General features: G+C 61.5%; 11 protein-coding genes. 5 read left to right on the top strand and 6 right to left on the bottom strand.

The features are described 5' to 3' along the window. The first annotated feature begins 10 nt into the window (after positions 1-10). A complete protein-coding gene (locus PSEUDOMOFG3G_RS03250) occupies positions 11-679 on the top strand; it encodes an alginate O-acetyltransferase AlgF (RefSeq protein WP_047228837.1) in 669 nt (222 codons plus the stop codon). Positions 680-830: 151 nt separating this feature from the next. Then, positions 831-2,282, top strand: a complete 1,452-nt coding sequence (locus PSEUDOMOFG3G_RS03245) for a mannose-1-phosphate guanylyltransferase/mannose-6-phosphate isomerase (RefSeq protein WP_047228836.1) — start codon at positions 831-833, stop codon at positions 2,280-2,282. Between the two features lie 83 nt (positions 2,283-2,365). Here PSEUDOMOFG3G_RS03245 and PSEUDOMOFG3G_RS03240 read toward each other — a convergent pair whose 3' ends face one another. Continuing rightward, complete coding sequence (locus PSEUDOMOFG3G_RS03240; protein WP_139049194.1) at positions 2,366-5,083, bottom strand: RHS repeat domain-containing protein; 2,718 nt, start codon at positions 5,081-5,083, stop codon at positions 2,366-2,368. A 173-nt stretch (positions 5,084-5,256) separates the two neighbouring features. Here PSEUDOMOFG3G_RS03240 and PSEUDOMOFG3G_RS03235 point away from each other — a divergent pair, with 173 nt between their 5' ends. Next, the gene (locus tag PSEUDOMOFG3G_RS03235; RefSeq protein ID WP_139049193.1) at positions 5,257-5,721 is read left to right on the top strand and encodes a multidrug transporter; all 465 of its coding nucleotides are present in this window, start codon (positions 5,257-5,259) and stop codon (positions 5,719-5,721) included. A gap of 31 nt (positions 5,722-5,752) precedes the next feature. After that, a complete protein-coding gene (locus tag PSEUDOMOFG3G_RS03230) occupies positions 5,753-6,577 on the top strand; it encodes an SDR family oxidoreductase (protein ID WP_139049192.1) in 825 nt (274 codons plus the stop codon). 118 nt (positions 6,578-6,695) lie between these two features. Here the strand turns inward: PSEUDOMOFG3G_RS03230 and PSEUDOMOFG3G_RS03225 are convergent, their stop codons facing one another. The 4 genes from PSEUDOMOFG3G_RS03225 to PSEUDOMOFG3G_RS03210 are packed head-to-tail and all read right to left on the bottom strand — an operon-like array spanning position 6,696 to position 11,444. Further along, positions 6,696-7,571 (bottom strand): HlyD family secretion protein, encoded by an 876-nt coding sequence (locus PSEUDOMOFG3G_RS03225; protein ID WP_047228832.1) that lies wholly within the window; start codon positions 7,569-7,571, stop codon positions 6,696-6,698. Positions 7,572-7,581: 10 nt separating this feature from the next. After that, positions 7,582-7,782 (bottom strand): DUF1656 domain-containing protein, encoded by a 201-nt coding sequence (locus PSEUDOMOFG3G_RS03220; RefSeq protein WP_024617598.1) that lies wholly within the window; start codon positions 7,780-7,782, stop codon positions 7,582-7,584. Beyond that, positions 7,772-9,964, bottom strand: a complete 2,193-nt coding sequence (locus PSEUDOMOFG3G_RS03215; protein WP_139049261.1) for an FUSC family protein — start codon at positions 9,962-9,964, stop codon at positions 7,772-7,774. The genes PSEUDOMOFG3G_RS03220 and PSEUDOMOFG3G_RS03215 overlap by 11 nt, the downstream gene beginning before the upstream one ends. Before the next feature lie 7 nt (positions 9,965-9,971). Beyond that, the gene (locus PSEUDOMOFG3G_RS03210; protein ID WP_139049191.1) at positions 9,972-11,444 is read right to left on the bottom strand and encodes an efflux transporter outer membrane subunit; all 1,473 of its coding nucleotides are present in this window, start codon (positions 11,442-11,444) and stop codon (positions 9,972-9,974) included. A 311-nt stretch (positions 11,445-11,755) separates the two neighbouring features. Between PSEUDOMOFG3G_RS03210 and PSEUDOMOFG3G_RS03205 the strand changes: the two genes are divergently transcribed. After that, positions 11,756-12,724, top strand: coding sequence for a LysR family transcriptional regulator (locus PSEUDOMOFG3G_RS03205; RefSeq protein ID WP_047228829.1), 969 nt, complete (start codon positions 11,756-11,758; stop codon positions 12,722-12,724). A 27-nt stretch (positions 12,725-12,751) separates the two neighbouring features. Here PSEUDOMOFG3G_RS03205 and PSEUDOMOFG3G_RS03200 read toward each other — a convergent pair whose 3' ends face one another. Next, entirely contained in the window at positions 12,752-13,006 is a 255-nt protein-coding gene (locus PSEUDOMOFG3G_RS03200; RefSeq protein ID WP_047228828.1) for a hypothetical protein, read from the bottom strand. Between the last annotated feature and the right edge of the window lie 90 nt (positions 13,007-13,096).

The raw sequence follows: 13,096 nt of genomic DNA, 5'->3' as shown, positions 1-13,096 counted from the left end.
GAGGTCCACCATGACTTTCACTACAACTCCTCGCCGTCTCGCCGCTCGCTCCCTCAAGGCCGTTGCCCTGGTTGCCAGCATGAGCGCCCTTTCACTGTCCGCCTTTGCCGGAGGTGACTCGGCCCTGTATGGCCCGGTTGCGCCAAAAGGGTCGAGCTTCGTGCGGATATACAACGCCAGCAACGCCGAAGTCAGCGCCACCGTCGGCAGCACCAACCTGAGCGACGTAGCACCACTGGCCAGCACCGACTTCAGCTTCATGCCTGGCGGCGACTACAGTGCCAAGGTCGGCAGCCAGACCGTCCCGGTAAAACTGGCTCCCGATCACTATTACACCCTGGTCAACAACGCCAGCGGCCAGCCTCAGTTGATCGAAGAACCGCCATTCAAGAACAAGCAGAAATCCCTGGTTCGCGTGCAGAACCTTAGCGACAAGCCGCTGACCCTCAAGACCGCCGACGGCAAGACCGAAGTGGTCAAGACCGTAGCGGCCAAGAGCCGTGGCGAGCGTGAAATCAACCCGGTGAAAGTGAGCCTGGCGCTGTTCGACGGCGACAAGAAAGTCGGCGACCTCAAGCCCGTGGCCCTGGAACGCGGCGAAGCGGCCGTGCTGTACGTCACCGGCTCCGGCAGCAGCCTGTCGCCAGTGTGGGTAAAACGCCCGGTGTCGACCCGATAAGAGCAGCGGCAAGTTTCCAGCTTCAAGCGGCAAGCTTTTGCTTGCAGCTTGAAGCTCAAGGCTTGCCACTGCCGCAGGAACAACAACAAGAGAGTGAAACGACAGAACGCAGTAGCTCTAAAAACCATTTCGATTTGTAGGAGTAACAAACATGATTCCGGTGATCTTGTCAGGTGGTAGCGGCTCACGTCTTTGGCCGCTTTCGCGCAAGCAATTCCCTAAACAGTTCCTGGCCCTGACCGGCGAACATACCCTGTTCCAGCAGACCCTCGAGCGCCTGGTGTTCGAAGGCATGGACACCCCGATCGTGGTCTGCAACAAAGACCACCGGTTCATCGTCAACGAGCAGTTGACCAACCGCAAGCTGGAAGCCCAGCGCATCCTGATGGAACCGTTCGGGCGCAACACCGCGCCGGCCGTGGCCCTGACGGCGATGATGCTGGTCAATGAAGGCCGCGACGAGCTGATGCTGGTCCTGCCAGCCGACCACGTGCTGGAAGACCAGAAAGCCCTGCAACGTGCGTTGGCCCTGGCCACCGTGGCCGCCGAGCGTGGCGAAATGGTGCTGTTCGGCGTACCGGCCACCAAACCGGAAACCGGTTATGGCTACATCAAGTCGACCAACGATGCCCTGCTGCCTGAAGGGGTGAGCCGCGTTTCGCACTTCGTCGAAAAACCCGACGTCAAGCGCGCCACCGAGTTCGTCGAAGCCGGTGGTTACTTCTGGAACAGCGGCATGTTCCTGTTCCGCGCCAGCCGTTTCCTCGAAGAGCTGAAAAAACACGATCCGGACATCTACGACACCTGCCTGCTGACCCTGGAGCGCAGCGAACAGACGGCCGATACCATCACCTTTGACGAAGCCACTTTCGCCTGCTGCCCGGACAACTCCATCGACTACGCGGTGATGGAAAAGACCCAGCGCGCCTGCGTGGTGCCACTGTCGGCCGGCTGGAGCGATGTCGGCTGCTGGTCGTCGCTGTGGGAAGTCAACGCCAAGGATGCCAACGGCAACGTCACCAAGGGCGACGTCGTCGTCCAGGACAGCCGCAACTGCATGATCCACGGCAATGGCAAGCTGGTGTCGGTGATCGGCCTGGACAACATCGTGGTGGTCGAAACCAAGGACGCCATGATGATCGCCCACAAGGACAAGGTCCAAGGCGTCAAGCAAATGGTCAACACCCTCAACGCCCAGGGCCGCACCGAAACCCAGAACCACTGCGAGGTCTATCGTCCATGGGGTTCCTATGACTCGGTGGACATGGGCGGTCGTTTCCAGGTCAAGCACATCTCGGTCAAGCCGGGCGCATGCCTGTCGCTGCAGATGCACCACCACCGCGCCGAACACTGGATCGTGGTCAGCGGCACCGCTGAAGTGACCTGCGACGAGAACGTGTTCCTGCTCTGCGAAAACCAGTCGACCTACATCCCGATCGCCTCGGTTCATCGCCTGCGCAACCCGGGCAAGATCCCGCTGGAAATCATCGAAGTGCAGTCCGGCAGCTACCTGGGCGAAGACGATATCGAACGCTTCGAAGACATCTACGGTCGCTCCACCCCGGTCGAACGCGGCGTGTCGGTGAAAACCATCGCCCAATAACGATCAGCAACGATCAGCAGAACAAGAAGCCCCCGTCCAACCCACTGCGTCCCCTATCCGCAGTGGGTTGGGTGGGGGCTTTTTTATTGATTGACCACTCGCTTGGCATCAAACTTTTCGGCAATCCTGGCCGAGCGCGGATTGACCGCGTCCGTTCTGATTTTTCTGATGTCCGCGCCCTTCGAAATGGCCTTGATTGCATGCACCGTCAAGAATGTCCCCACCCCCTTCAGGATCGGCAGTCGCGCCACTGAGGTGGCCTGCGCCAACGCCTCTTTCTTCAAGGTCCCGCCATCCTGGGTTTCAGGGTGGACGACCACTTGCACAACATCCACTTCGGTTTTTCCCTTCGTTGTAAACGCGTTCAATTCGGCCAGACCATAAATCTGTCGCTCTTCAGGTGGTTTCAACTTGTCGGATTTTTTCATGACCGCGAAAAAGCGCCGCTCAACGACGAAATCAGGGTGCCTGTTCAACGCGTCCGGATCGATCGGCTCGTCCACGAATACATCATTGGCACTGCGCAACATGTAACTGGAAATGCTTGCCCCCAGACCGAAGTTTGAAGGTTGCCCAACGACCTTCGAACTCGATGTTTCGCTGGAGAGGGCTTTATAGCGTTGCTTGTAGCGTTGTAGATTCTGTTTGACCTCATCCCCTCCCACCAGATAGTCATTGAATGCACCGACCTCCACCACTTTGAAGTCATTCACATCGCTGAACTTTCCTGTGGCTTCCTTGAACACGCCAACCCTGCTCGTAAGCGCTGCCGCTGTGAGCTTCAGTCGGTTTTTTACGCCCACTTCTATTTCGTACTTGCCAGTCTTGTTGAGCCCGTCGGCGTCCCGAAAAGTCAGCGGGTTATTGCTCACCATCGCGTACAGATTCAGCCCATCGATATCTCCCGCAGGGTCCGGATTCAGCCAGCGCTGCAGACCGGGCATGTAGTAGCGATAGCCGTAGTAATAGAACCCTGTCGCATCCCGCTCCTTGCCCGAGTAACGAACCGTCTTGTAACTGACCTCGATCACATCTTCCCCGGCCAGGTACGCGGTCTCGCCAAAAGGATAGAAGTGCTCGCGGCTGATGATTCGCCCGTCCTGGGCAAGCTCCAGGCTGGTCGAACCCAAGTGGTCGGTAAAACTGTATCGATAGAGGTCATTGGCCCCCGCAGGTGATGGGCTTTCCCAATGCAATACCCGCACACTGTTGAGCCCACCCTGGACGATGATGACCTGGAGAGACTCCCCGGTGCCGCTGTCGGCACGCAGTTCCAACCCAGGCAAATAACGCACCTCGGCGGCCAGCGTCCGGGCACCGGCTTGCAGCGTGCGCAATTTGCGAACGCGCAGACCGTTGCCATCGTAAACATAGACCTCGCGGTCATTGAGCCCCGAGGCGCGCTCGATTGAAGTGACCGAACTCAACTGGTTGCGCAGATCCCAAGCCAGGAAACGCCCCTCGTCCTGCTCCAGACAATTGCCCCGCGCATCGAACGCGGCGCAGATTTCATCTTCCGTTGGGGGCACGCCGTTGCGGTACGGCAAACAGCGATTGCTGTAGCGGGCCGCTTGCAACTGGCGGCCATGATTCTGAGCACCGACATGGGTCAGCTCCAGCAGGTTGCCGCTTTCGTCGTAGCGATAGGTCTGCCGGTAATTGCTCACCGCCGCCGGGTCGACGCGACCAACGGACTGCGGTCCCTGATTGGCAGCGCCCGCCTCCCAGCCGCTGGCTTCGGTCACCTGATAGAGACTGTCGTACGTGAGACGGCTCGCGGGCTCGACACGCTGATTGGCGAAGTAGCGCACCGGCAGAGCCTTGTCCTCGATACTCAGCACGTTACCCATGGGGTCATAGGTGTAGAACAGGTCTTGCAGCACCTGATCAGCGCACCTGGCGTGGCGTTCCATCAACCGGCCATCATCGGGACTGTATCGAAGTGTGGTCTGCACGCCGTTACCGGCCGTTTCTTGCTCTATTTGCCCCTCGGCGTTGTAACGGATATCCGTGACCAGCGGCTGCCATGTGTCCTGCCCGTTTAATAACAAGTGATTTTCACGCAACCGGCCATCGAGTGTCAGGTTCCGTCTCTGCCGATTTCCCCTGGCATCAGCCTGCTCCAGCACATCACCCTGCGGACCAAGGCGCCACGTTGATAGAGCACCGTCGCCGGGCTCGAGCAAGGATTCTCGATCAGCTTCCAGTGCCGGCCAGTCGGGAGTGACGGCATCAAGGATGAAGCGACGGTTCTGGACAAGGTTTTGCGCGGTGAGGGAAAACGACTCCAGCAGCACACTACCCGCCGGGTCATCGTGGCGGATCAACTGCCCGTACTGGTTATGGTCGCGATCGCCCCGGCCCGGGGAGCCGTACTTCAACCGCTCCATGCATCGTCGCAGTTGCCCGGTGCCTTGTTCGAGCACCACCACGGGACGGAGCAGGTCGTCGTAGCCCACCTCGCGATGCGTGCCCCGACCGTCCCACGCCCGCAAACCCTCGCCGGCGAGCCCAGGCAGATCGATCTGCCTGCCCGCATCGACGCTATCGGTACGCAGCGCGGCAGCGGACAGCGAATAAACCGTCGTAAGGTTGGCCGGCGCCGACTGATCGTCTTGTTGCAAGCGCCACAATCGAGGATCCCACTGTTTTGCCAAACGACCGGCGGCATCGAAAAGGCTGCGAGTGACGCGCTCTTGCCTGGGCCCGTTCTCGATGTTGCGCCAATAGTCGACCGAACGAACCGGTAAATTCCTTGGGTCAAAGGCCATCAGCCTCGGGGTTCTCTGATCCATGCCCATCTAATCAGACCTCTTGGTCGTAGCACCGCTGCGTCGTAAACGGCATCTAACAAGGGCAGACAACCCTTGCCTACTGTCAGATATGACAGCGGCGACCGACGGCCCGAGACGGATGAATACCCACGGCCCGCCCCCTCCGGTAGGATGGTGTGACGGTAACGGAGGCTTCAACCATGCTTATCGGCGTCTTGCTGGTCATCACCTGGCTCATCCTGCTGCTGCGCTATCCGGCCAAGGCGTTGCCGGTGTCCCTGGCGGCGTTCGTCGGGTTGGGACTGGTGGCCGCGTGGGTACTCTGGGAGGACAACCGCGAAACCCGGCAACTGGCGCGCCTGGATCTGCGCGTCACTTACGCCCCCGAACGCTGCCCGGCCGACCGTCCGCTGTTGCTGAACATGACCAATGGCAACGATGTACCGCTGATCGAACTGCGCTGGCGAATCGCGGCGTATGCACCCGGCGACACCATCAACCTGGCCGACAATCAGTACACCGCACCTCGTTACAGAGGCCCAGGCGAGTTGCAGCCCGGCGCGGACTGGCAGGATTGCCTGCCCCTGCCGCCACTGCGTCCCGGCTACCGCCCACAAACCCTGGAGTTTCGCGCCGAACGATTGCAAGGCAGCTTCTCCAACTGATCCCCTCTCACTGTTTGCATAAGGAATGGTTATGCCCGTTGCGTTGATTACCGGATGTTCCAGCGGCATCGGCCGCGCCCTCGCCGATGCCTTCAAGGCCGCCGGCTATCAAGTATGGGCCAGTGCACGCAAGGATGAGGACGTGGCGCTGCTCAGTGCTGCCGGGTTTACCGCCATACAACTGGACGTCAATGATGGCCCGGCCTTGGAACAGTTGAGCGAACGCATCAACCAACAACACGGCGGTCTCGATGTACTGATCAACAATGCCGGTTACGGCGCCATGGGTCCATTGTTGGACGGTGGTGTGCCGGCCATGCAGCGCCAGTTCGAAACCAACGTGTTCGCGGTCGTCGGAGTGACCCGCGCACTGTTCCCGGTGCTGCGCCGGGCCAAGGGATTGGTGGTGAACATCGGCAGCGTTTCCGGCGTGCTGGTGACGCCATTTGCTGGCGCCTATTGCGCCTCGAAAGCGGCGGTGCATGCCTTGAGCGATGCGCTGCGCATGGAACTGGCACCGTTCGGGATCCGCGTGATGGAAGTCCAGCCCGGCGCCATCGCCTCCAGCTTTGCCAAAAATGCCGGCCATGAAGCCGAGCAACTGATCAGCGAACAGTCACCTTGGTGGCCTCTGCGCGACGGCATCCGCAGCCGCGCCAAGGCGTCCCAGGACAACCCGACCCCGGCCAGCGATTTTGCCGCAGGACTGCTCAAGGCCGTGCAGCAACCCAGGCCCCCGCGCCTGCTGCGCTTGGGCAATGGCAGCCGGGCGTTGCCGTTGATGGCCGGTTTGCTGCCCAAGGGGTTGCTGGAAAAAGGCTTGATGAAGCGGTTCGGGTTGGGTGGGTCGCTGTAAAACACAGGGTAAACACGCATGAAACCCTGTGGGAGCGAGCCTGCTCGCGATAGCGACGGCACAACCAACCTCCTTGCCCACTGAAACACCGCTATCGCGAGCAGGCTCGCGCCCACAATTATCCGTGGGCGTCAGCGCTCGGTTTGGGATCGACCACCACCGTACAGGTCATCCCCGCCGCCAGCAGCACGCCGTCCGGCACTTCGTCGATATGGATCCGCACCGGCACCCGCTGCGCCAGGCGAACCCAGTTGAAGGTCGGGTTCACATCGGCGATCAACTCGCGGCTTGCGGGGTTGTCACGGTCGTAGATGCCCCGCGAGATGCTTTCCACATGCCCCTTGAGCACCTCGCCGCTCATCAACTGCAACTGCGCCGAATCACCGACCCGCACCTTGGGCAGCTTGGTTTCTTCGAAGAAGCCGTAGACCCAGAACGAATTCATGTCCACCACGGCCATTTTCGCCTCGCCGATGCGCGCATAGTCGCCCCGATGCACGTTGAGGTTGGTGACATAACCGTCCACCGCCGCGCGGACCTGGGTACGGGCCAGATTCAGTTCGGCAGCCTCCAGTTGCGCCTGGGCGTGCTGGTAATCGGCCAGGGCCGAGTCGGCAATGTTACTGGCGTCGTCACGGTTTTCCCGGGAGATCACCAGGCTGTCCAGGTCGGCACGCCGATGAGCGTTGACCTTGCGCATTTCCCAGGTCGCCTTGCGCGAGGCCACCAAAGAGCGAGCCTGTTTCACCGCAATGCGGTAATGCTCGGGGTCGATGCGCATCAGCAGGTCGCCCTTTTTTACCAACTGGTTATCACGCACCGGTACCTCGACCACCTCACCACTGACGTCGGCGGCGACGTTGATGATGTCGGCGCGTACCCGACCATCACGGGTCCACGGAGTGTTCATGTAGTGCACCCACAACACCCGGCCGATCCACAGGGCAAGGGCCAGCACCAACAGCGTCGCAAGCAGGCTGAAAAACTTTTTCATCGCATTGATCTCAACGGTAGACCGTCAGCGCCAGCGCGCCAAACAGGCAGGTAAACAGACTCAGGCGCAGCAGCGCCGGGTGCCAGAAGAAGCGGTACAGGTCCAACCCCGACAGAAAACGATCCAGGGCCCAGGCCAGGGCGGCGGCGATGAAAAACATCAAGGTCATGGTGGGCATGTACACGCCATGGAAGGCGATTTCACGAGGCATGTTCGGGTTCCTGGGGCAGCGGCCTGGCGTAGGCCGCCAATGGCGATTGCGGGTCCAACAGCGAGGTGCGGATGAAATGCAGGTAGCTTTTCACCCGGCGCAGGGCTGATGTGTCGAAATGCGGGGCGAAGGGTTCGTCACTGGCCTGTACGCGGCTGATGGCATGGTCGACCGCCAGCAGGGCGCGCTCCAGATTGCTCTGGCCGGGCTGACGAAACAGCCGCACCAGCGCCCGCCCCATCACGCGGATCGCCTGGCGCCAGGGCTGGCTTGGAGCATAGGCCGGATGCACGGGCAAGATCGCCTGTTCCTTGCGCAATTCGATAATCGCGTGGCCGACTTCCAGGACCACAAACATCCAGCGCAACAGATCCCGCTGCACCCCAGGTTGCCCCGCCGCCAGTCCATAAGCCTGATGCAGCAAGTCCCGGGTGCGACTTTCAAAGCCCGAGGCCAGGCCCTTGAGCCGGCCGCTGATGGCAAACACCACCTGCTCGCGCAGGTCTTGTTCGAGCCGGCGCCACAACCAGCGACTGTTGGGCGGCAGAATGATTGCCCCGGCAGCGGCACATACCAGCATGCCAAGGATCATCGCGAGGTAATCGTTGATGAAGGTGTAGGGGTTGTAGACCGTCAGGTTGTCGGGCACCGAGCCTGTGCAGAAGAAGATCAACAACCCCAACCCGACCCCGGCATATTGCGGTCGCGAGCTGAGGAATGAGCCCAACATGATCACCGGCGCCAACATCACGCAGAGCAAGGGGAAGCCATCGATCAGCGGGAAGATGAAAAACATCTCGACGAAACCGATCAAGGCCCCGAGCAGCGTGCCACACGCCATCTGGAACGCCATGCGTTTGGGGTTGGGCGTGGCGGCCGACAAGCCCACCGTGGCGGCGGCAATCATCGTCATGGTCGCACCGCTCGGCCAGGCCGTGGCGACCCAATAGCTGCCCAGCACCAGCAGGATGAACGCTGCCCGAAACCCCGACGCCGCAGCCGCCAGACCGTTGGTCTGCGGCATGAAAGGTTGGTCCCATTGCTCGCGTTCGTGGCGATGATCAGCCAGCGACGCATGGGTCTGGGCGTAGCCGTGCAAGTCATCGACGAAGCGATACAGCAGCTCGTAAGCGGTGTGAAAGTCCAGCCGTTCTGCCTCGCTCGGATCTGTTTCTTCGAACACCCCACGCAGCCTGCGGACCTGTGCCGGCAAATCGGCTTTATAGGTTGCCAACTCCGCCGCCAGGCGCGCGGCATCTTTATCGGTCAGGGCGCGGGCGCTAAAACCGTCCAGCAACTCGGCCAACGTTTGCAAACCCGGTTTAATGGCATTCACCACATGATCCACCCCGCGGCTGCGTAGACGTTCGAGCAACTGGTGCAAGGCGTTGAATCGGGTGGTGATGCCCATGAACTCGCTGTTCAAGCGGCTGAGCCGACCGTTGCGCCGACGCATGTGCGGGTCTTCGAACACCGTCACGCTGCGCAGGCTTTCCAGGCCCACGGCTTCGGCAATGAAGCCGACGTTACGCGCCTCGAATGCCTCGCGTTTGCTGCGTCCACGCAAGCCATCCGTGACAAACAGGGCGAACACTCCAAAGCGTTGGTACAGGGCGTTGCGCATGGCGGCACTGGCGGTTTGCGGCAAGATCGCGGCGCTGATCAGGGTCGCGCAGAGAATCCCCAGGGAAATTTCCAGCACACGCCAGACCGCCGCCATGAACGCGCCTTCCGGATGAGCCAGGGCCGGCAGACCGATCATGGCCGCGGTGTAGCCGGCCAGCACAAAACCATAGGCCCTGAAGTTGCGATAACGCGCCGCGCCCGCTGAACAGACGCCGACCCAGATCGCCAGGCTGCCCAGAAACAGTTCGGTGTTCTGGGCGAACAAGGCAATCAGCGCCACCATCACCGCCGAGCCGGCCAGCGTGCCGAGCAAGCGATAGAAACTCTTGGCGAACACCTGCCCGCTCTGGGGCTGCATGACGATAAACACCGTGATCATGGCGGTGCGCGGTTGCGGCAGCTCCAGACGCATCGCCAGCCACAATGTCAGGAAGGCGGCGAGCAGCACTTTGAAAATGTAGACCCACGTCACACCGTCGCTGCGAGCCCAGTCGAAGAAACCACGGCGCCATTCGAGGCGGTACAGCCAGCGGGCAGGAGCGAATAAAGACATCACAATAGAACTACTCAACATGGCTCAAGTCAGGGAGGTCCTTGCCGGCGTCCAGGCCACCGCCCAACGCCGTCACCAGGTCGGCGTGGGCCGTCAGGCGCGCCGCCTCCACTTGCTGCTGCACCTGTTGCTGCTTGAACAACAGGCTTTGGGCGTTGAGCACGTTGAGGTAGTCAGTGAGCCCGCGCTGGAACGCAACCATCGCGATGTCGTATGTGCGTTGCGCGGCGGCCACCGACTCAGCAGCGAAGACGTGTTGTTTGTCCATGGACTCACGGCGGATCAACTGATCGGAAATGCTCTTGAGTGCATCGACCAGCGTCTGGTTGTAGTGGGCCACGGCGATGTCATAACCGGCCGCCGCCTCCCCCAACTGTGAGCGCAGGCGCCCACCGTCGAAAATCGGCAGTGTGATGGCCGGTCCGACGCTGTAGTTGAGCTTCTTGCCGGTCAAGAACTCCAGCGCCCCGCCACCGGTCGCCATGTAGCCGATACTGCCCACCAGGTCGACATTGGGATAAAACCCGGCACGCGCGACATCGATACCCCGCGCCTGAGCGGCCACTTGCCAACGCCCGGCCACCACGTCCGGACGCTGGCCGAGCAATTCGGCGGGCAAGGCCGACGGCAACTTCAAGGGCGCACCGAGGGCCAGGGTCGGACGCTGCAGCCGCGCCCCGTCTCCTGGCCCTTTGCCCGCCAGCGCCGCCAGTTGATTGCGGCTCAAGGCAATGGCTTCGTCGAGGGCGTCGAGTTGCCGATGGGTCTCAGGCAATGGCGCCTGGGCCTGGCTGACTTCGAAATGGGTGCCGATGCCGCCGTCCAGACGCTTTTGCGCCAGTTCGAGAATCTGCTCCTGCTGATGGAGGGTCGCCACGACGATATCGCGCTGGGCATAGTGCAACGCGAACTGGATATAGGTGCGCACGATGTTGTTCTGCAACTCCAACTGCGCCTGCCGCGCCTCGGCCACGCTGACATGAGCCAGGTCGACGGCCCGCTCACTGGCGTTGCGCTCGCGGCCCCACAGGTCCAGCGCATAGCTCAAGCCCAGGCCCGCGTTATTGTCCCAAGTGGTGGTGTCGGCCAACTCGCCAGGGCCATAGAACTGATCGGTGGGCCAGTTGTGGCGCTTGAGGGTCGCTTGACCATTGATCTGTAGCGACTCGGCAGCCTCGACGACACCGGCCATGGCCTTGGCCTGCCGCACGCGGGCAGCGGCCAGGGCCAGGCTCGGGCTGTCATGCACGGCCAGGTCGATCCAGCGATCCAGTTGCCGGTCGCCATAGGCATTCCACCACTGGCCGGTGGGCCAGTGAGCATCACCGGCAGCCTCGCGGATCGCTTCATCGGTGGCCAGTTGATTGGCCGACAATGCCTGGCCTTGCGGCGCAATCCCTCCCGTGCCGATGCAACCGCTGATGGTGAACGTTAAAAGCCAAACACTGAGAGTCTTCAGCTCTCTGCTGATGCAACGCGGCACTTGCGCAAAATTCCTGAGATGGGGAGGCGTGAAGAGGCTGAATGCCCGGTGACGCAACTGTGGGAGCGAGCCTGCTCGCGATAGCGTCCAGGCAGACACATTGAGGGGAATGTGATGCCGCCATCGCGAGCAGGCTCGCTCCCACAGCAATCAGCGATCCAGGATTGGCCGCAATTCTAGGCACCCCATCGAACGGCGATAAGCCGACCTTTCTGCGAATCTTTGTTACCGTTACTGCGATAATCCATTAGTCGGGGTCCGCGGCGCTGTAACTTCGTGTCACAATTTGCCATCTCCCAAGAGAGCCTCCCATGGACACTTTGCAAAACATGCGTGCGTTCAGCTGTGTTGCTGAAGCGGGCAGTTTCACCGCCGCTGCCGTGCAACTGGATACCACCACAGCCAACGTTTCGCGTGCGGTTTCCAACCTGGAAGCCCATCTGCAAACCCGCCTGCTCAACCGCACCACCCGCCGCATCGCCCTGACCGAGGCCGGCAAACGCTATCTGCTGCGTTGCGAGCAGATCCTGGCGTATGTCGAGGAGGCTGAAGCCGAGGCCAGCGATGCTCACGCACGTCCTGCCGGGCAGTTGAAGGTCCATACCATGACCGGCATCGGCCAGCATTTCGTGATCGATGCCATCGCCCGCTATCGTAAAACCCATCCCGACGTGACTTTCGACCTGACCCTGGCCAATCGTGTGCCGGACATCCTGGACGAGGGTTACGACGTTTCCATCGTACTGGCCAGCGAATTACCGGACTCGGGCTTTGTCTCCCAGCGCCTGGGGATCACCTACAGCATCGTCTGCGCATCACCTGCCTACGTGAAAGCCAGCGGCTGCCCGCAGAAACCCGGCGACCTGCTCAACCACGCCTGCCTGCGCCTGGTCAGCCCGGTCATTCCGCTGGAGAAATGGGTATTTGACGGCCCCGAAGGCCAAGAGATGGTCACCATCAGCAACTCACCGTTCCTGGTGAACTCCGCCGATGCCATGAAAACCGCGATCACCAGTGGCATGGGCGTGGGCGTGTTGCCGGTGTATGCCGCCATCGAGGGCTTGCGCAATGGCACGCTGGTGCGGGTCATGCCCAACTACCGCTCCCAGGAACTGAACCTCTACGCCATCTATCCTTCGCGCCAGTACCTGGATGCGAAGATCAAGACCTGGGTCGAGTACCTGCGCGGCTCGCTGCCGGAAATCCTCGCGGCGCACCAGGCCGAACTGACGGCCTATGAGTTGAGTGGCAGTCTGGCCGGTGCACGGGTCGCGAACTGATTTCGCGCCCGTGCTCCAAGGGTGATATCAGCGCTTGCCCATCGAGCGACGCGTGCCGGGAGGCGCGGCGCCAGGGGTCTTGGTATGACCGTTCTTCGCGCCGTTCTTGTACCAAGGCTGCTGCCCGGCCCCTTTGGCCGCGGCCAGCTCACCGGGCTTGAACGGAAACTTGAAGGTCGGGATCGCGTTGACGCTCTCGCCGCTGGAAACATCGCTGTCGGGCCGGTCGGCCTGTTCGCCGTTCGGGCGTTCGTCCGCGGGCGAAGGTGTTGGGGAAGTCATGTAAAGCTCCGGGTAATGCGTGCAAGTCGGGCCCGGAGAGCGAGCCGCGAAAGTCGGCAGTATACCCGCCCGATACCAGCGCGCGCAGGG

Source organism: Pseudomonas sp. FG-3G (assembly GCF_901007645.1).
In the GTDB taxonomy this organism is placed as follows: Bacteria; Pseudomonadota; Gammaproteobacteria; order Pseudomonadales; family Pseudomonadaceae; genus Aquipseudomonas; species Aquipseudomonas rhizophila.
Note: the sequence above shows the minus strand (reverse complement) of the source record. Positions and strands in the feature narration are given on the sequence as shown.

Coding starts and splice junctions, on each gene's coding strand:
- PSEUDOMOFG3G_RS03250 (WP_047228837.1), top strand. CDS start 11: ATGACTTTCACTACAACTCCTCGCCGTCTCGCCGCTCGCTCCCTCAAG.
- PSEUDOMOFG3G_RS03245 (WP_047228836.1), top strand. CDS start 831: ATGATTCCGGTGATCTTGTCAGGTGGTAGCGGCTCACGTCTTTGGCCG.
- PSEUDOMOFG3G_RS03240 (WP_139049194.1), bottom strand. CDS start 5,083: ATGGGCATGGATCAGAGAACCCCGAGGCTGATGGCCTTTGACCCAAGG.
- PSEUDOMOFG3G_RS03235 (WP_139049193.1), top strand. CDS start 5,257: ATGCTTATCGGCGTCTTGCTGGTCATCACCTGGCTCATCCTGCTGCTG.
- PSEUDOMOFG3G_RS03230 (WP_139049192.1), top strand. CDS start 5,753: ATGCCCGTTGCGTTGATTACCGGATGTTCCAGCGGCATCGGCCGCGCC.
- PSEUDOMOFG3G_RS03225 (WP_047228832.1), bottom strand. CDS start 7,571: ATGAAAAAGTTTTTCAGCCTGCTTGCGACGCTGTTGGTGCTGGCCCTT.
- PSEUDOMOFG3G_RS03220 (WP_024617598.1), bottom strand. CDS start 7,782: ATGCCTCGTGAAATCGCCTTCCATGGCGTGTACATGCCCACCATGACC.
- PSEUDOMOFG3G_RS03205 (WP_047228829.1), top strand. CDS start 11,756: ATGGACACTTTGCAAAACATGCGTGCGTTCAGCTGTGTTGCTGAAGCG.
- PSEUDOMOFG3G_RS03200 (WP_047228828.1), bottom strand. CDS start 13,006: ATGACTTCCCCAACACCTTCGCCCGCGGACGAACGCCCGAACGGCGAA.